The sequence below is a fragment of the Thiohalophilus sp. genome (assembly GCF_034521165.1).
Classification (GTDB): domain Bacteria; phylum Pseudomonadota; class Gammaproteobacteria; order UBA6429; family Thiohalophilaceae; genus Thiohalophilus.
The window spans coordinates 1-16,043 of sequence record NZ_JAXHMV010000016.1 but is presented as its reverse complement, the minus strand read 5'-3'; the positions used below and the strand labels follow the sequence as shown (position 1 = coordinate 16,043).

The 16,043-nt window shown below is 57.1% G+C and carries 16 protein-coding genes and 1 pseudogene; 8 read left to right on the top strand and 9 right to left on the bottom strand.

Going from position 1 to position 16,043, the window contains the following annotated elements; translation table 11 throughout:
• Positions 1–44 precede the first annotated feature (44 nt).
• The 4 genes from U5K34_RS14590 to moaC form a co-directional block, all read right to left on the bottom strand.
• Entirely contained in the window at positions 45–746 is a 702-nt protein-coding gene (locus U5K34_RS14590) for a hypothetical protein (protein ID WP_322569135.1), read from the bottom strand.
• A gap of 234 nt (positions 747–980) precedes the next feature.
• Positions 981–2,399 (bottom strand): HDOD domain-containing protein, encoded by a 1,419-nt coding sequence (locus U5K34_RS14585; protein ID WP_322569134.1) that lies wholly within the window; start codon positions 2,397–2,399, stop codon positions 981–983.
• Between the two features lie 89 nt (positions 2,400–2,488).
• A complete protein-coding gene (gene mutH / locus U5K34_RS14580) occupies positions 2,489–3,175 on the bottom strand; it encodes a DNA mismatch repair endonuclease MutH (protein ID WP_322569133.1) in 687 nt (228 codons plus the stop codon).
• Positions 3,176–3,179: 4 nt separating this feature from the next.
• Positions 3,180–3,662 carry a cyclic pyranopterin monophosphate synthase MoaC gene (gene moaC, locus U5K34_RS14575; protein ID WP_322569132.1) on the bottom strand — a complete coding sequence of 161 codons (483 nt, stop codon included), beginning with the start codon at positions 3,660–3,662 and terminating at the stop codon, positions 3,180–3,182.
• Between the two features lie 96 nt (positions 3,663–3,758).
• On the opposite strand from moaC, the gene U5K34_RS14570 reads away from it, so the two are divergent.
• The gene (locus U5K34_RS14570) at positions 3,759–3,992 is read left to right on the top strand and encodes a MoaD/ThiS family protein (RefSeq protein ID WP_322569131.1); all 234 of its coding nucleotides are present in this window, start codon (positions 3,759–3,761) and stop codon (positions 3,990–3,992) included.
• A 1-nt stretch (position 3,993) separates the two neighbouring features.
• Entirely contained in the window at positions 3,994–4,431 is a 438-nt protein-coding gene (locus U5K34_RS14565; RefSeq protein ID WP_322569130.1) for a molybdenum cofactor biosynthesis protein MoaE, read from the top strand.
• 278 nt (positions 4,432–4,709) lie between these two features.
• Here the strand turns inward: U5K34_RS14565 and U5K34_RS14560 are convergent, their stop codons facing one another.
• Together U5K34_RS14560 and ppa are read right to left on the bottom strand one after the other, a co-directional pair.
• On the bottom strand, positions 4,710–5,267 hold the full coding sequence (locus U5K34_RS14560; protein ID WP_322569129.1) for a metallophosphoesterase family protein: 558 nt from the start codon (positions 5,265–5,267) through the stop codon (positions 4,710–4,712).
• Positions 5,268–5,310: 43 nt separating this feature from the next.
• Positions 5,311–5,859, bottom strand: a complete 549-nt coding sequence (gene ppa, locus U5K34_RS14555) for an inorganic diphosphatase (protein WP_322569128.1) — start codon at positions 5,857–5,859, stop codon at positions 5,311–5,313.
• Between the two features lie 213 nt (positions 5,860–6,072).
• Here ppa and U5K34_RS14550 point away from each other — a divergent pair, with 213 nt between their 5' ends.
• The gene (locus tag U5K34_RS14550) at positions 6,073–8,079 is read left to right on the top strand and encodes a sodium-translocating pyrophosphatase (RefSeq protein ID WP_322569127.1); all 2,007 of its coding nucleotides are present in this window, start codon (positions 6,073–6,075) and stop codon (positions 8,077–8,079) included.
• A gap of 158 nt (positions 8,080–8,237) precedes the next feature.
• A pseudogene (locus tag U5K34_RS14545) lies at positions 8,238–8,867 on the top strand (adenylate kinase); the annotation flags it as partial.
• A gap of 672 nt (positions 8,868–9,539) precedes the next feature.
• On the opposite strand, the gene U5K34_RS14540 reads toward U5K34_RS14545, so the two are convergent.
• Positions 9,540–10,694 (bottom strand): phospholipase D-like domain-containing protein, encoded by a 1,155-nt coding sequence (locus tag U5K34_RS14540; RefSeq protein WP_322569126.1) that lies wholly within the window; start codon positions 10,692–10,694, stop codon positions 9,540–9,542.
• A gap of 61 nt (positions 10,695–10,755) precedes the next feature.
• Positions 10,756–11,910 carry a ribonuclease D gene (rnd, locus tag U5K34_RS14535; RefSeq protein WP_322569125.1) on the bottom strand — a complete coding sequence of 385 codons (1,155 nt, stop codon included), beginning with the start codon at positions 11,908–11,910 and terminating at the stop codon, positions 10,756–10,758.
• An 89-nt stretch (positions 11,911–11,999) separates the two neighbouring features.
• Between rnd and U5K34_RS14530 the strand changes: the two genes are divergently transcribed.
• The 4 genes from U5K34_RS14530 to U5K34_RS14515 are packed head-to-tail and all read left to right on the top strand — an operon-like array spanning position 12,000 to position 15,189.
• Complete coding sequence (locus tag U5K34_RS14530; protein ID WP_322569124.1) at positions 12,000–12,539, top strand: hypothetical protein; 540 nt, start codon at positions 12,000–12,002, stop codon at positions 12,537–12,539.
• 28 nt (positions 12,540–12,567) lie between these two features.
• A complete protein-coding gene (gene mpl, locus U5K34_RS14525) occupies positions 12,568–13,935 on the top strand; it encodes a UDP-N-acetylmuramate:L-alanyl-gamma-D-glutamyl-meso-diaminopimelate ligase (RefSeq protein ID WP_322569123.1) in 1,368 nt (455 codons plus the stop codon).
• 18 nt (positions 13,936–13,953) lie between these two features.
• Positions 13,954–14,580, top strand: coding sequence for a flavin prenyltransferase UbiX (locus tag U5K34_RS14520; RefSeq protein WP_322569122.1), 627 nt, complete (start codon positions 13,954–13,956; stop codon positions 14,578–14,580).
• A gap of 24 nt (positions 14,581–14,604) precedes the next feature.
• Positions 14,605–15,189, top strand: a complete 585-nt coding sequence (locus tag U5K34_RS14515) for an LON peptidase substrate-binding domain-containing protein (RefSeq protein WP_322569121.1) — start codon at positions 14,605–14,607, stop codon at positions 15,187–15,189.
• Between the two features lie 15 nt (positions 15,190–15,204).
• On the opposite strand, the gene U5K34_RS14510 is transcribed toward U5K34_RS14515, so the two are convergent.
• A partial coding sequence (locus tag U5K34_RS14510; RefSeq protein ID WP_322569120.1) for an LssY C-terminal domain-containing protein occupies positions 15,205–16,043 on the bottom strand: 839 nt, incomplete at its 5' end.

The window sequence follows — 16,043 nt, the reverse complement described above, 5'->3', positions numbered from 1 at the left end:
GTATTATAGCCGTGTAGAGGGCGTCCTGCGCATTCTCTCCATGCTCAGTTAACCGGCAGCTTCTCGCGTACGGCTTCGCGATCAAACCACCAGTCATCCTGGACCAGCACATCGATCACGGTGGACAGGCGGGGCAAAAAGGCCTTGGGATCCTCCAGTTCCAGTTTCTTGAGCCACATATCCATCTGCTCCTGGGATTCGACATTACTGTGTCGCCGGGCAACGTCGGCCAGAACCTTGGAGGTCAGGAACGTCAGGCTTTCATGTTTGTCTTCCGGGGCTCGCAGATCGGCGATGTAATGGGAAGTGATCGCCGCCACGGCGGCACCGTCGGAATCCTCCGGGGTTTCATCGATAATGTGATTCAGCATGGCAATGGTCGTTTGCGGCATGATGGGAAAGGTCACCGCCAGCCAGACACCCTGGCCCAGCGCCGAAAGCGAGGCCGGCTGTTCACACTGAAACAGGACATTGTAGGTTTCCACCGCTTCCTGCCAGGCTTCATTGTTCAAAAATGTCTGGATAATTTCGCGGCCTTCTGCCCAGGATTCTTCCTTGCGCTCCAGGGCCAGCAGCAGTTCAGCGACATCCAGCCGGGCGCGGGCGCGATCCAGTTCAGACGCATTGTCTGGCAATTCGGCAACATGCTGTTGATGCAGCTTGAGTTGATCTTCCAGTGTCATTTCAGGATTCGACGCCATCGCCCGGTTACCGAACATGGCTTCATCAATATCAAACTCACTCATTGCGAACTCCCGCGCATTCGTTGTGTGTATCAGTTGTATCAGGGAACGATTATAAAGGTTAGCCGAAAGATTTTACAGCGACCGGTGTTGACCCGCTGCGGGACGACGTTTGCGGGGGGGGACCTGCGATGTGTCAGGTGGTTAGCCACGATTCGAAGGGGTCGCGGTCATGCGTGGATTTGCCCGTGCACATCGACCTGTAGACAGCGACAGTATGTTTCAAAAGGCAGCTCATCAGGACATGGAGATGTAATCGATCGCCATTTTGGCCTGCAGGTAAAAGTGACGAAAGCTTTCAAAGCTGTCGGCGTTCAGCTCGCGGCTGCTGGGAGCGCGATCGGCATAGAGTATCCCGATCGGCTTGCCCCGGATGGATAGCGGACAGGCCAGAAAAGCCGGGGTGTCAACCACGGCCAGAAAATCGGGGGTTAATGGCGATCCGGCGGCGCTTGTCTTGCCCTCTTTGATCCAGACCGCATCGTTTTGTCGAAACAACCAGTTGAAAAAAGGCGTCTCATTCAGGTTGAACACAAATTTGTCGGTAAACTGCTGATTGTGTTCCCCCAGCGCATGCTTGGCCCGTAATTGGGTTTTATCCGGAGTGAGAAGGGCAAACAGGGTGCGATCCATACCGCAGCCGCGGTAAATGCCTTCGAGAATCGTTTCCAGAATCAGATTGATATTGGGTTGTTTCTCCAGCATCCGGGATAGATCACGCAAAATACTCAGTTGTAGGACCGGATCGGCGGCGGGGTATTTGTCCGTCGGTGTCTCTTCCTCGCTGGAAGGCCGGGGATTCGGGATTGGCAGGTATTCGGTAATCGAACCGGCGCCGAACAGTCGGGCCATTTCCACCGCATCCAGCGTATTTTCCTTTAACCACTCACGTGCCGGTCGGGGTTCCATATCCAGACGTTGTGCAATTTGTTCAATGCTATTCTGTACAGCAGGGCTGTCCCAGCCTTTCTCGGTTTCGGCCGAAAGCCGGTGGCTGTCATTGATGTCCCGGACCCGTGGGTTTTTCAGGGTGGGGTTGTTGATCGCGCTGTGCAAAAGATCGCTCAGGTGCCAGTCCTGGGTGAGTGCCACGGTAAGCTGCTCAAAGGTAAAGCCCAGCACCTGTTTTTGAGCGACTTTGGGTGACAGCCCCTCGTTTTCTATCAGCCCGAGAATCTCTTCGCCTTCCTTGCCGGTAACACACCAGAAGGCCATTTCACCCAGAGGATAGAGGAGGGCCGCAATAAACACTTCTTCCGGTGCATCATCGCCGCGTTGAACCGCGATGGCGCGGGCCTGCACCGCGGCATGAAAAGCACGCGCCATGAGTTGAAAGACATGGGTTTGTCCCTGGCGATTGAGCAGAGCTTCGATCACCGCCAGGGTCAGGCTCAGATCCCGGACCATGTTAAAACCGATAAACACGATCGCGCGGCTGACCGTGTTGATGGGCGACCCGGTCGGATTATAGGTCGTGCTGTTGGCGATTCTCAGGATGCGGGCAGTGAGCGAGGCATCCTGCAAAATGACCTGGGCCAGGCGTGCGGTGGAACTGTCTTCGTCACTGACGACGTCATTGATGGCATTGATGGTGTAACGAAAAATCGGCAGCTCCTGCTGCTCGATAAGATGAATCCAGTGTTTCAGTCCGGTCATAGAGAGCCTGGGCCAGTGTTGTATGAGTTGGGGAGATCTTTGCGATCTGAACGGTTATCGGCAACGCGGCGCGATTCCTGAGCGGGGACTCAGGTTCGGGCATAATGGTGATCCAGGATGCGCCGGGTAAAACGGGTGCGCAGATAAAAACCCCGCGGCAGGGTCTGACACTGGTTGCCGTCGCTATCATGCGCGGCGGTGAGCACGCGGGAGTGGGCGGCCTTGGGACGGATTTGCAGGTATTGGCCGTGACGGGCAGAAAGCTCTTCCCAGCGGCCCAGGCAAATCAGTTCCATCAGCTCTTCCCAGTCCTCGCGCAGGAGCGTTTCCTCTTCGGCCGTGGGAGACCAGAGCAGGGCCGTGCCAATGCGCCGCCGGTCAAAGGGGATATCGGGATCGGCTTCGACGGGCACCCACAATACCCGCTGCAATTTGAGCCGCAACCAGGATCGTTCCCAGCTGAGCTGGTGCGTGTCATGCATCGGCACGGTACAGACATAGGTGGATTCGCGTGGCTGTCCGTCGGCATTCAGTGGCAGGCTTTTGAGTTCCACACCCAGCGCTCGAAAATCCGGTTCGGGTAACGAGGTGGCATCGGCGCCCAGGGCCTGCTCCAGTAGCTGGCCGAGCCAGCCCTTGGCACGACGCGGGTCATCAGGCACCGGTTCACCCAGGGCTTCCGCCAGGTCGGCAAAACAAAGTCCGGCGATGGTTCGGGTACGTTCGAGCAGTTGCTCAATCGAGTCGGGTGGAGCAACCGGTGAGGAGACAGACATTGCTTCAGGCCGGCTGGCGTTGCCAGTGACCGGATTTGCCTCCCTGTTTTTCCAGCAGGCCGATATTGTGCATGCTCATGCCCCGATCCACCGCCTTGCACATATCGTAAATGGTTAGCAGCGCCACCTGGGTTGCGGTTAGCGCTTCCATTTCCACCCCGGTCTGGCCGCGGGTTTCCACCGTGCTGCGACAGTGTACGCACTGGTGTTCCGGATCCGGGGTCAGTTCCACCTCCACATGCGTCAGCATCAGCGGATGACAGAGGGGGATCAGATCGGCGGTGCGCTTGGCGGCCATGATGCCGGCAATGCGGGCGATGCCCAGCACATCGCCTTTTTTGTGGCCACCGTCGATAATCAGTTGCAGGGTTGCCGGTTGCATGCGGATCTCGCCGCCCGTGACGGCAACCCGGCGGGTGACGGATTTGTCCCCCACATCGACCATATGGGCATCGCCGTCCTGATTGAAATGGGTCAGTTTGCTCATAAATAGTAGAGACTATCCCGTTGGGGCTGTGCCAGCATCCATGATAGGCTGCCTGCCCCGTTTGGGCAATCCTGCCCTCTATTCGGTACAGGAACCATGACGATTGACGTGAAATTTTTCGCCAGTTTGCGTGAACAGATCGGTCGCAGTGAGGCTCGTCTGGACGCCAGCGAGCCGCTGAGCGTGGCCGAGGTCTGGGCGCAGGCCACCGACAACGCCGAATTGCCGGCCAACGTGTTAATGGCACGGAATATGGAATATGTGGATTCCGGGACGCCGGTGCACGATGGTGACGAGGTGGCTTTTTTCCCGCCGGTCACCGGGGGCTGAGATGCACAGCGAAATCCGCGAACAGGCCTTCGAACCCTATGCCGAGCTGTTGCAATACCAGCAGGCCATGCAGGCCGCCGGCCGGTACGGCGCCACTGCGGTCTTTGTCGGCAGCATGCGCGAACTGAATGAGGGTGAGAGCGTCACCGCCATGGAGCTGGAACACTATCCGGGGATGACGGAAAAGTATCTGCAAGACATCAGCCAGCATGCCGCCACAAACTGGAACCTGCTCGATAGCCTGATCCTGCACCGGGTCGGCCGGGTCGAGACCGACGACGCGATCGTCCTGGTCGCCGTCTGGTCCGCGCATCGCAAGGACGCCTTCGAAGCCAGTCGCTATCTGATGGAAGAACTCAAATCCAAAGCGCCGTTCTGGAAAAAAGAACAGACCCCCGAAGGCGAACGCTGGGTCGAAAATAACACCGCCGGGTATTGAAGGCCTCTTCTCTATTTCCCCTGGCGATAACGCAAAGGACGCAGAGACGCAAAGAACGCGGAGGAATATTTTTTTCAGCCATTTGTTCGAAAAATATTCCTCGTTTATGGTCCTGCCGATTTTAAAGGCTATTCGCCCTGGTTGAACGGCATAAATCACTCTGTACGTGCACAGGTAATCAGTACGAAATAACATCAAAAGTTCTTTGCGAACTCTGCGCCTTTGCGTCCTTTGCGTCTTAATCAGAGGCTAAGAGCAGGAACCCTCTCTGATAGGGACTAGTCGTGCGGGGTGACGGAGATTTTGTTGACTTTGAGGCTTTCGTCCACCGGGACGGGCAGGATTTCGAATTCCAGGGTGTCGAGATCGCCCATGGCGTAGGTGGGTTCGGCACCAATGCCGCCGACGGTGCCGGGGTTGACGTACCAGGTATGACCCTGGCGGATGTTGACGATCGGTTCGATCAGGGCGCGATGGTCGTGGCCGCAGCAGACCAGGTCCCATTCGCCGGTGGTGGCCATGGCCCGGGCGTAGTGCGGATAGTGAACAATAAAGATTTTTCGCCCGGCCAGTTCGAGGCCGGCGTCCTGGCCGTGATAGTGGATCACGCTGTCGGGATCGTAAGAGAGCCGGGCCATGCTGTACATGTCGCCGGTGTTGTTGCCATGGATGACATGCACCGGCAGTCCCAGGGGATTGAGTATGCGCAGGGTGGTGGGGGCGACCACATCACCGCAATGCAGCACGGCCTCGGCGCCCCGCTGTTTGCCATCTTCCACCGCGGCCTTGAGCAGGAAGCGGTTATCGTGGCTGTCGGAGACAATACAGACTTTCATGGCAGCAGCGCTTTGCTAACGTTAATGGAGTAACGTTGATGTATCAGAAGCAGGGTTTTTCCGGGGCGTTGTTATAACGCTCGATGGAGTCCAGAATTTCCTGATGGGCGGCCTGTTTGTCACCCCAGCCGTCGATCTTGACCCACTTGCCTTCCTCGAGATCCTTGTAATGTTCGAAAAAGTGGGCCATCTGATCCAGTAGCTGCTGCGGCATGTCCTCGGGGGACTCGGCCTTGACGTAAAGCTGGCATAGTTTGGTAATCGGCACGGCCAGCAGTTTGGCATCGGGACCGGCTTCATCGGTCATTTTCAAAATACCGATGGGACGACAGCGCACCACCGAGCCGCTGATGAGGGGCATGGGGGTCACTACCAGAACATCGACCGGATCGCCGTCCTCGGACAGGGTATGGGGCACATAACCGTAGTTGCAGGGATAATGCATGGCGGTGTTCATGAAACGGTCCACGAACATGGCGCCGGTGTCCTTATCCACTTCGTATTTGACCGGATCGCTGTGGGCCGGGATCTCGATGATGACGTTGACGTCATTGGGGATATCCTTGCCGGAATTCACTCTGTCCAGATTCATTACTCAAGCCTCGAATGTGTCGGATTTGGTCGCCGGAGTGTGTGATTGACCGGCGAATCGGCCGTGGCCGCAAAAGGCGGCTATTCTACCAGCACCGGCGCCAAACAGAAACGCCGGACATTGTCAGGAAAGCGGCCTTTGGGTAATGTGGGATTGTCATATTACCGTACCTGTAATAATGGATAATAACCTTAAACAGAATAGGAGGCAGGTATGTTGTCAGTTATCTGGGTACCCCCGGTCATCGGCATTATCGGGCTGGCGGCCGCACTACTGGTTTTTTATCGTATCAGCCGTTACCCGGCCGGCGATCGCCGCTTGCTGGAGCTGGCCGGCGAAATTCATCGCGGCGCCATGGTCTTTTTGCGCCGTGAGTATCTGCAGTTGACCCTGTTTTCCGTGGTGGTGGCGATACTCCTGTATATCTACCTCGGGCCGGGCACCACGATCTCCTTTGTGGTTGGCGCGCTCTGTTCGGCCGGCGCCGGCTATATCGGTATGCAGGCGGCCACCTACGCCAATGTGCGTACCACCCACGCCGCCAATACGGTCGGCGCCGGCCGGGCCCTGAGTGTCGCTTTCTCCGGTGGCGCGGTGATGGGACTGACGGTCGCGGCGCTGGGACTGATCGGTCTGGGCGGGCTGTTTGTGGCTTACGGCGGGGATCCCGCCGGTTCGCATGTGATTCACGGCTTCGGTATGGGGGCATCGTCGGTGGCGCTGTTCTCCCGTGTCGGCGGCGGCATTTTCACCAAATCGGCCGATGTGGGCGCGGATCTGGTGGGCAAGTTCGAGGCCGGCATTCCCGAGGATGATCCGCGCAATCCCGGCGTGATCGCCGATAACGTGGGCGACAACGTCGGCGATGTGGCCGGCATGGGCTCGGACATTTTCGAATCCTATTGCGGCGCGATGATCGCCACCCTGGCGCTGGCGGCGGTCATGTCCGAGGCGGCGCTGGCCCGACTGGGTTCCCAGGCGACGCTGATGTTTCTGCCGCTGGCGCTGTCCAGCATGGGGCTGTTGTGCGTGCTGGTCGGGATTGCGGTGATGCGGCTGTACCAGAACCGCGGCGCCCAGCAGGCGATTCGCTATTCCCTGCTGGGTACCGCCATGTTGTTCATGCTCGGCGCCTGGTTTGTCATCAACGCGCTGGGGGTGCATATCGACGTCTGGTTCTGTGTCTTGCTGGGCGCCGCGGGCGGCATGGTGATCGGCCTGTCCACCGAATATTACACCGCCGGCCGGCCGGTGCGGCATCTGGCCGAGGCATCCCGGACCGGCGCGGCCACCGTCATCATCACCGGTCTGGCGACCGGGTTTCGCTCGGTCCTGTTTCCGGTGCTGAGTATCGCGCTGATTATCTACCTGGCCAGCCACTGGGTCGGCTTGTACGGTGTGGGGATTGCCGCAGTCGGCATGCTGGCCACGGTCGGTATGACCATGGCCATCGATGCTTACGGGCCGGTCGCCGATAACGCCGGCGGCATCGCCGAAATGGCGGAACTGGGCGAGGAGACTCGCGAGATCACCGATGCGCTGGATCGGGTGGGCAACACCACGGCGGCGATCGGCAAGGGGTTTGCCATTGGCGCCGCGGCGTTGGCGGCACTGACCCTGATCACCGCCTATATCCAGACGGTTTCCCATAACCTGCCCGATTTCAATCTGCAGCTGGCCCAGCCGGAGGTCCTGGTGGGGATGTTCATCGGCGGGGTTTTCCCGTTTCTGGTCACGTCCATGACCCTGACCGCGGTAGGCGATGCGGCCTATTCGATGATTCAGGAGATTCGGCGTCAGTTCCGGGATATCCCGGGCTTGATGGAAGGCACCGCGAAACCGGATACGGACCGCTGTATCACGATTGCCACCGACGCCGCTTTGCGCAAGATGCTGTTGCCCGGCGCTATGGCGGTGGCCGCCCCGCCCCTGGTCGGTTTTTTGATCGGCCCCGAGGCACTGGGCGGGATGCTGGGCGGTGCGCTGGTCACCGGCGTGCTGCTGGCGCTGATGATGTCCAATGCCGGCGGTGCCTGGGATAACGCCAAGAAGTATATCGAAGGCGGCGAACTGGGCGGCAAGGGATCCGACTCTCACAAGTCCGCCATCGTGGGGGATACAGTGGGCGATCCGTTCAAGGATACCTCCGGGCCTTCGATGAACATCCTGATCAACGTACTGGCGATTGTCAGCCTGGTGATCGCGCCGTTGTTGAGTTAGTCAAAGTGGTCAAAATTGCGGCGGATTCACATTGACTTGGCCCATATCAGGGATTAGTTTTAATCAACATGTGCACACAGACGGCAGTCTGTTAACGACAAGAATTTTCAGTGCAAGCCTGACTCAAGACAAATACAGCCAACGGAGTATAGAAAACAATGAGAATCGTACTAATTGGTGCGCCGGGTGGTGGTAAAGGCACCCAGGCTAAACTGCTGGTAGAAAAATACGGCATACCGCAGATTTCAACCGGGGATCTGCTGCGCGAAGCGGTCTCCAAGGGAACCCCGCTGGGTATGCAGGCCAAGGCCGCGATGGATGCGGGACAGCTGGTCTCCGATGACATCGTACTGGGCATGATTCGCGAGCGCCTGTCGCGACCGGATACCGATAAGGGCTTCATCCTGGACGGATTTCCACGCAATACGGCCCAGGCGGAGTCCCTCGACCAGTTGCTCGGGGACATGGGCAAGCCGCTGCAGGTCAGTCTGCTGATCGACGTGGACATGAATGTGCTGGTCAAGCGCCTGACCGGGCGCCGTACCTGCAGCTCCTGCGGTCAGATGTACAATATCTATTTCTCCCCGCCGCGCATCGAAGGGGTTTGCGACAAGTGTGGTGGCAAGCTGACCCGGCGCGAAGATGATAACGAAGAGACCATTCGCAAGCGCCTGGATGTTTACCAGGAGCAGACCGCCCCGCTGATCGATTACTACCGTCGTCAGGGCAAACTGCGTACGGTCCAGGGTGTGGGTGAAATCAGCGATATATTCGCCGCGATAGAACGCATCCTGGCCAGCCTGCCGGGCACGGAAAGTGCCGCAGCCAGACCGGCGACGAAAAAGGCGGCAAGCAAGAAGAAGACTGCCAAGAAGAAGACCGCGGCGAAGAAGAAAACCGGCAGCAAGAAGACGACGACGAAGAAAAAAGCCGCCAAGAAAAAGGTGGCAGCCAAGAAGAGCAGCAGCAAAAAGAAAGCCGCCAAGAAGAAGGTAGCCAAGAAGAAAGTCGCGAAAAAGGCTGCCAAGAAGAAGGTGGCGAAGAAAAAAGCCGCCAAGAAGAAGGTAGCCAAGAAGAAAGTCGCGAAAAAGGCTGCCAAGAAGAAGGTGGCGAAGAAAAAAGCCGCCAAGAAGAAGGTAGCCAAAAAGAAAGCCGCCAAGAAAAAAGTCGCCAAGAAGAAAGCGAAGAAGAAAGTCGCCAAGAAAAAGGCCAAGAAGAAAGCGGCCAAGAAAAAAGTGACCAAGAAAAAGGCGAAGAAGAAAGCCGCCAGGAAAAAGGTAGCGAAGAAGAAGGCCAAAAAGAAAGCCAAGAAGAAGGTCGCCAAGAAAAAGGCCAAGAAGAAAGCGAAGAAAAAAGTCGCCAAGAAAAAGGCCAAAAAGAAGGCCGGGAAGAAAAGCGCCAGAAGGCGGCGCTAGGTGAAAAAGGGGGCTTCGGCCCCTTTTTTTATGTTGGGCTTCGGACTATTTTCGGTAACGGCGTGCGACAAACTCGATCAGCATAACCAGACGGGCTGCCAGCCATTCCTGAAGCCGTTGTCGTCCTGAACGGGTCTGCCAGTCATCAAGATCAATTTCCAGACTTTGTGCGAAGTCGGTTTCAAATAATTCTGCCACCTGTGAGGCGAAATCCCCGGCGTCGATTTCCTGGTTTGCGTCCAGGTTCCAGTGCTGGTTCCAGCGATCCAGGTTGCTGGAACCTATTGTGCACCAGTTATCGCACAGGCCGATCTTGGCGTGGGTAAAACGGGGCTGATATTCAAATATCCGGATGCCATGGCGTAATAACCGATGATAAAACCCGCGCGCGGCATGCGACACCCAGGGATGGTCACTCAGGGGACCGGGTAATAGAAGCCGGACATCGACGCCGGCCCTGGCGCGACGGACCAGGGCACGGCGAATCTTGCGCGAAGGAATGAAGTAGGGGGTGGTCAACCAGACGCGCTGGCGGGCAGTGCGGACCTGTTTGATAAAAGCCCGTTTGATTTCCTGCAAGGTCAATCCGGCGGACAGGGCGACGCGACCCGACTGCCCGGGGCTGTACTGTTGCTTGCTACAAGCGGGTAACTCCGGTAACTGGCCGGTAACGGTTTTCCAGGTGCGGGAAAATACCTGTTCCCAGTCAGCTACCACCGGGCCTTCAATTTGCACCATCACTTCATGCCAGGCCCGTTGCGGTTCGAACGGCGGGGCAAACGCGTCACTCAGGCCGGTGCCGCCGGTGAAGGCCGTGAGGCCGTCGACCAGTAGCAGTTTGCGATGGTCGCGGCGCAGGCTGCGATAGAAGCGTCGGTAATCAAATGGATTGAAAAAGACCAGCTTGATATCCTGGGCCAGCAGAATCTCGCGATCCAGCAGTTCCAGGAATCGGGCGCCATAGTCATCCAGCAGCATATAAACGGACACGCCCCGCTGACGGGCCCTGATCAGCGCCTTGATAAAACGGCGAGTCATATGCCCGGATTCCACCAGGTAAAGTTCCAGCAAAATAAACTGTTTTGCGCGATCAATCGCCGCCAGCATCGCCGGGAAGTATTGCTCCCCGTCCACCAGCAAGGTAAATCGGCAGCCGGTATGCCAGTGGAAGTGATTGGCTTGTTTAACGGGCAGGGGCATGATCAGGCAAACAGTCAGTCGCTATGGCTGTAATCCGGGTGGCAGTGTCGTGCCAGCGGGTTTAGTCTGCGTTGTGGATTTGCAGCTGTCCATTGTGGATTTGAATTACCGTTTTACCTTCCAGCATATCAAGCATTGGTTGGCCGGCAATATGTTCGCGCCAGCCCTTGAGTAGTGCCAGGTCACGCTCACCTCTGAGCAGGCGTTCTATTTCCTTGCGATTGGCCAGTGTTGCCGGACTGATCTGGCTGTTGAATGCCAGATACTTGAGATAGAGCAAGAGACTGTCGATGAGCAACTCCTGATCGCGATCGGGAATAAATCGATCCCGGGTTTGCGGGAGTTCGGCCTCGGGTAAGGTACGGGCCTGCCGGATTGCTTCAAGTAGCTGGTTGCCGTAATCCCGTACCACCGATTCGGGCAAGCCGCGGATGGCGGCCAGCTTGTCCGGTTTGTCAGGCAGTCGTTGCGCCAGGTTCAACAGCACATCGTCACTCAGTATCCATTTACGGGGCTTGTTCAGTTTCTGGGCGCGTTGTTCTCGCCAGGTGGCCAGACCCTGCAAGGCCGCCAGTTGTCGTGGCTTCAGTCGACCATGGCCACTGACCCGTTGCCAGCTCTGCGCCGGGTCGTTTTGATACAAGCCCGGGTCGGAGAGGGCGGCAAAATCCTCTGTCAGCCATGCTTCGCGGCCGAGCTTTTGCAGGCGACGGTCAATTTCCGGATAGAGCTGCATCAGATAGACGACATCATCGGCGGCATAAGCCAGCTGTTTGTCTGAGAGCGGGCGCTGGGCCCAGTCAGTGCGGGCATGGGACTTGTCCAGTTGTACGCCGAGAACTTTTTCCACCAGCGCGCCATAACCGATCTGGTCGGCAAAACCCAGCAGGGTGGCGGCAATCTGGGTGTCGAACACCGGCGCGGGGATCCTGCCGGTCAGGTCATAGAACAGTTCCAGATCCTGGCGCCCGGCATGCAGCAGCTTGAGAATGGCAGGATCGTATAATAACTCATACAAGGGCTGCAGATGTTCAAGGCGCAGCGGGTCAAGAATATAGACCTGATCCTCGCTGGCAATCTGGATAAGACAAAGCCGGGCATAATAGGTCTTTTCGCGCATGAACTCGGTGTCCAGCGCCAGCACCGGGCTGAGGCGAAGGGTTTCGCAGGCCGCTTCAAGTTGCGGTATAGTCTCGATATATTGGTAATTTGACATGGGTGAGGACACTACCAGTTCCACCCGATATTATCCACTGAATCAAATGCCGTTACACGCAGATAACAGACGCAATACGGGTGGTTGTAATGAGTAACCGGTTATTGGCCTATACCAGACCCCTGGTGACGCGCTTCTGGGAAATCTGTTTGCTGCGCAAGGGGCCGGAGGATGTGCCCTATTCGTCGCCACTGCTGCTATTGTTGCTGATCCTCGGCTATGCTATCGATAATCTGCGCGTCAATCTGCTGCTACCCGGAGTAACTGTCGGCCAGCTGGCCGGCATTCTGCTGCTGCATACCCTGCTTATGCTGTCGATCACGGCGGCCTTGCTGACGATGTTCGGGTACCGTGCACGAATCGTCCAGACGCTGACGGCACTGACCGGAACCGGGGTGATTCTCTCGCTGTTAATGTTACCCCTGGATTATATTACCCGCCTCAATCCGCAAAACTTTACCATGGCATCGCTGATTATCATGGCGATGCAAATCTGGAGTCTGGTGATTGTCGGACACATTCTCTCTCATGCCCTGTCGGTTCATCGGCTGACCGGTGTTATCATTGCTATTGGTTATCTGATTCTGGGGTTGGCGGCATTCAACACACTGCTGCCAGAGGCGAACTGAACTTAATCCGGAACACACTGGGTCACGCATGCACATTCACATTCTCGGTATTTGCGGCACATTTATGGGTGGTATTGCTATTTTGGCCCGTCAGCTGGGCTACACGGTGACCGGCTCCGATGCCAGTGTCTATCCCCCCATGAGTACTCAGCTCGAAGAGCAGGGGATTACGCTGATGGAGGGCTATGCACCAGCGCATCTTGAGCCGCGCCCGGATTGTGTTGTTATCGGCAATGCGTTGTCACGCGGTAATCCGGCAGTTGAGTATATCCTGGATGAGGGAATTCCCTATACGTCAGGGCCGCAGTGGCTGTCGCAACATGTGCTTGCATCGCGCTGGGTACTGGGAGTCGCCGGCACCCATGGCAAAAGCACCACCGCCAGTATGCTGGCCTGGATGCTGGAAGCGAATCACCTTGAACCCGGGTTTTTGATCGGCGGTGTGCCGGCCAACTTTGGCGTCAGCAGCCGCATCGGGCAGGCCCCCTTTTTCGTGGTGGAAGCCGATGAATATGACACCGCTTTTTTCGACAAGCGTTCCAAGTTTGTCCATTACCGGCCGCGTACTCTGATCATGAATAACCTGGAATATGATCATGCGGATATTTTTCCTGATCTGGCTGCTATCCAGACCCAGTTTCATCACCTGGTGCGCACTGTGCCCGGCAATGGTCTGATCATTGCCAACCATGCAAGCCCGGCGTTAGAGGAGGTGATGGCAATGGGCTGCTGGACACCGGTGGAGTCCATAAACCATGCCGATGGCTGGTCAGCCAATCTGATTCACGAAGATGGTTCGGCATTCGAGGTGCAGTTTCAGGGCCGGACACAGGGGCGGGTCGAATGGGCGTTGTTCGGCCAGCACAATGTGGAAAATGCCCTGGCGGCGATTGCGGCGGCACGCCATGCCGGTGTACCGGCCGGTTTGGCGATTGAATCGCTGAGTGATTTTCGCAATATCAAACGGCGTATGGAGATCCGCGGCAAGGTCAACGGCGTGACGGTCTATGACGATTTCGCCCATCATCCCACCGCGATTGCCACCACGCTCAATGGGCTGCGCCGCCATGTGGGCAAGGCGCCGATTATCGCCGTGCTGGAGCCGCGTTCCAATACCATGCGTCTGGGCGTACAGCGCGAGGCCCTGCCGGCGGCGCTGGCACAGGCGGACAGGGTGATTGTGTTGCGTCCCGCTGGTTTATCCTGGGATATGGCTGCTATATTTGATCAGGCTACGGTGCCGGTGAGCGTGGTCGACAGTACCGGGGCGATTCTCGAGCATATCCTGCAACAGATCGATGGCGACACGCATGTGTTGATTATGAGTAACGGCGGGTTTGAGAACCTGCATCAGCGACTGCTGGAGCGCCTGCAGCAGGACGAATGTGTCCAATAAATATCAAGGCTGAGAATTATGTCCGAATCGGTTAAACGCCCTGTCATACTGGCCATGACCGGCGCCTCGGGAGCGCCTTACGCCCTGCGTTTGCTGCAGTGCCTGCTGGAGAAACAACAACCCGTGTATCTGCTGGTTTCCAAGGCGGCGCAGATGGTGCTGCAAATGGAAAGTGAACTGGATATTCCCTCTCGCCCGGCGGACATGCAGGCCTGGTTTACCGAGTACTACCAGGCCGATCCGGGATTGTTGACCGTATTTGGTAAAGAGCAATGGACCGCGCCTATCGCCAGTGGCTCGCATAATGCCGGTCACATGGTGATCTGCCCCTGCACGACCGGCACACTGGCGGCGGTGGCCAATGGCAATAGCGATAACCTGATTGAACGGGCCGCGGACGTGATGCTCAAAGAGCAGCGCAAATTGATCATGGTGGTGCGGGAAATGCCTCTGTCAGTCATCCATCTGGAGAATATGTTACGTTTGTCCCGTGTCGGCGCCACCATCATGCCGGCCAATCCCGGCTTTTACTACCAGCCGCAGAGTGTTTCGGATCTGGTCGATTTCGTTGTTGCCCGGATTCTGGAACATCTGGGTATCGAACAGTCCCTGACCCGCTCCTGGGGCGAGCCTGTTCCCGAATGAGTCGCATGAGCGGGTAGTAAGTCGATGAAAGTCACCCTTCCCCTGTTTCCCCTCAACACCGTTCTGTTCCCCGGCGGCGTGTTGCCGCTGCGTATTTTCGAGCCGCGTTATCTGGATATGGTAAGCCAGTGCCTGCGCACCGATTGCGGTATTGGTGTGGTGTTGATTCAGCAGGGCCAGGAAGTCGGCAAGGCCGCTGAAACCTATAATGTCGGAACACTATGCAAGATCCGCTACTGGAATCGCCGCCCCGATGGCATGCTGGGGGTGACACTCGAAGGTGAACAGCGTTTCAGTATCCTGTCACGCCAGATAAACAAGAACCAGTCCATCGAAGCCGAGGTGGAACTGTTGCCGGAAATTATCGGTGGTTCACTGCCCGATTCACAGCAGTACCTGGCCCGTATACTGGACAATATCCTGAGCCAGCTGGAACCACCTTATTCAACAATGCAGAAACATCTGGATGACGAGGATTGGGTGGCTTCGCGCCTGATAGAATTGTTGCCGCTGGATATGGAAGTCAAACAGCGTTTACTCAGTGTTGATAATGCCAGCCAGAAGCTCGCAGAAGTCGCCGCGGTATTGAAACAGCAGCCCGGAGATTGAAAACCCAGGCCCGGGTTATTCTCTGTCCGTCTGCTGTCCCGGCTTTTCTCTTAGCAGGATAATCGGCAACGAACCGGCTTCGTGCCGGGTTGTCAGTATCTGGTTAGCCAGATCACCGAGGAAACTGTCCAGCGCCCGATTGAAATCATCAGCAGTTTTCAGATATTTGAGCGGCCCGATACGCACTGTTTCGAGATAGGCCACCTCGCCGACCCACAACGGGACTTCCCGGGCATCATGTTGTACGAACAGATCCGATTGCCACAGTCGCACGGTCAACAGTCGCTGCATTTGCTCGTTGAATCGTACAAAGAGCAGAGTTTCATAGCGCCCTTCATGCAGATGCGGAATGACAGGCAGCTCCTCGATCGGCGTGGAAGGCCGCAACCAGCCGCGCCAGTGAGACTCGCCGCGGTGTTGCCAGCCCAGGTCTTTCAGGGTGGTGATGATCGCTTGTCGGTTTGCGGCCCATTGCAGGTTAAGCGGGTACTTTTGCTGCTGTAGCAGATCGGATCGATACTGCTGCAGCGCTTGCCAGCCGGTTTGTTGCCAGCCGGTCATGCTCAGTCGGTAATGCTGGGTTGTTTCGACCGGTTCCGGGAGCCCCTTGTCCAGCTGGCTTGTCGGATAGGCCACCAGCAGGATTAAAATCAGCGGGATCGGATAACTCAGGGTTTTGAGGGGTAACGGGGGTGATTCGATATGGCGCCGATAGCCGATGCCCAGCAGGCCGACCCAGATCAGTCCCAGTAATATGCCACCGAGGATATCACTCAGCCAGTGAATGCCAAGATAGAGGCGAGCAAAGGCAATCAACAGCACCAGTGAGGCACAGATAATATAAACACTGATGC

Coding starts and splice junctions, on each gene's coding strand:
- U5K34_RS14590 (WP_322569135.1), bottom strand. CDS start 746: ATGAGTGAGTTTGATATTGATGAAGCCATGTTCGGTAACCGGGCGATG.
- U5K34_RS14585 (WP_322569134.1), bottom strand. CDS start 2,399: ATGACCGGACTGAAACACTGGATTCATCTTATCGAGCAGCAGGAGCTG.
- mutH (WP_322569133.1), bottom strand. CDS start 3,175: ATGTCTGTCTCCTCACCGGTTGCTCCACCCGACTCGATTGAGCAACTG.
- moaC (WP_322569132.1), bottom strand. CDS start 3,662: ATGAGCAAACTGACCCATTTCAATCAGGACGGCGATGCCCATATGGTC.
- U5K34_RS14570 (WP_322569131.1), top strand. CDS start 3,759: ATGACGATTGACGTGAAATTTTTCGCCAGTTTGCGTGAACAGATCGGT.
- U5K34_RS14565 (WP_322569130.1), top strand. CDS start 3,994: ATGCACAGCGAAATCCGCGAACAGGCCTTCGAACCCTATGCCGAGCTG.
- U5K34_RS14560 (WP_322569129.1), bottom strand. CDS start 5,267: ATGAAAGTCTGTATTGTCTCCGACAGCCACGATAACCGCTTCCTGCTC.
- ppa (WP_322569128.1), bottom strand. CDS start 5,859: ATGAATCTGGACAGAGTGAATTCCGGCAAGGATATCCCCAATGACGTC.
- U5K34_RS14550 (WP_322569127.1), top strand. CDS start 6,073: ATGTTGTCAGTTATCTGGGTACCCCCGGTCATCGGCATTATCGGGCTG.
- U5K34_RS14540 (WP_322569126.1), bottom strand. CDS start 10,694: ATGCCCCTGCCCGTTAAACAAGCCAATCACTTCCACTGGCATACCGGC.
- rnd (WP_322569125.1), bottom strand. CDS start 11,910: ATGTCAAATTACCAATATATCGAGACTATACCGCAACTTGAAGCGGCC.
- U5K34_RS14530 (WP_322569124.1), top strand. CDS start 12,000: ATGAGTAACCGGTTATTGGCCTATACCAGACCCCTGGTGACGCGCTTC.
- mpl (WP_322569123.1), top strand. CDS start 12,568: ATGCACATTCACATTCTCGGTATTTGCGGCACATTTATGGGTGGTATT.
- U5K34_RS14520 (WP_322569122.1), top strand. CDS start 13,954: ATGTCCGAATCGGTTAAACGCCCTGTCATACTGGCCATGACCGGCGCC.
- U5K34_RS14515 (WP_322569121.1), top strand. CDS start 14,605: ATGAAAGTCACCCTTCCCCTGTTTCCCCTCAACACCGTTCTGTTCCCC.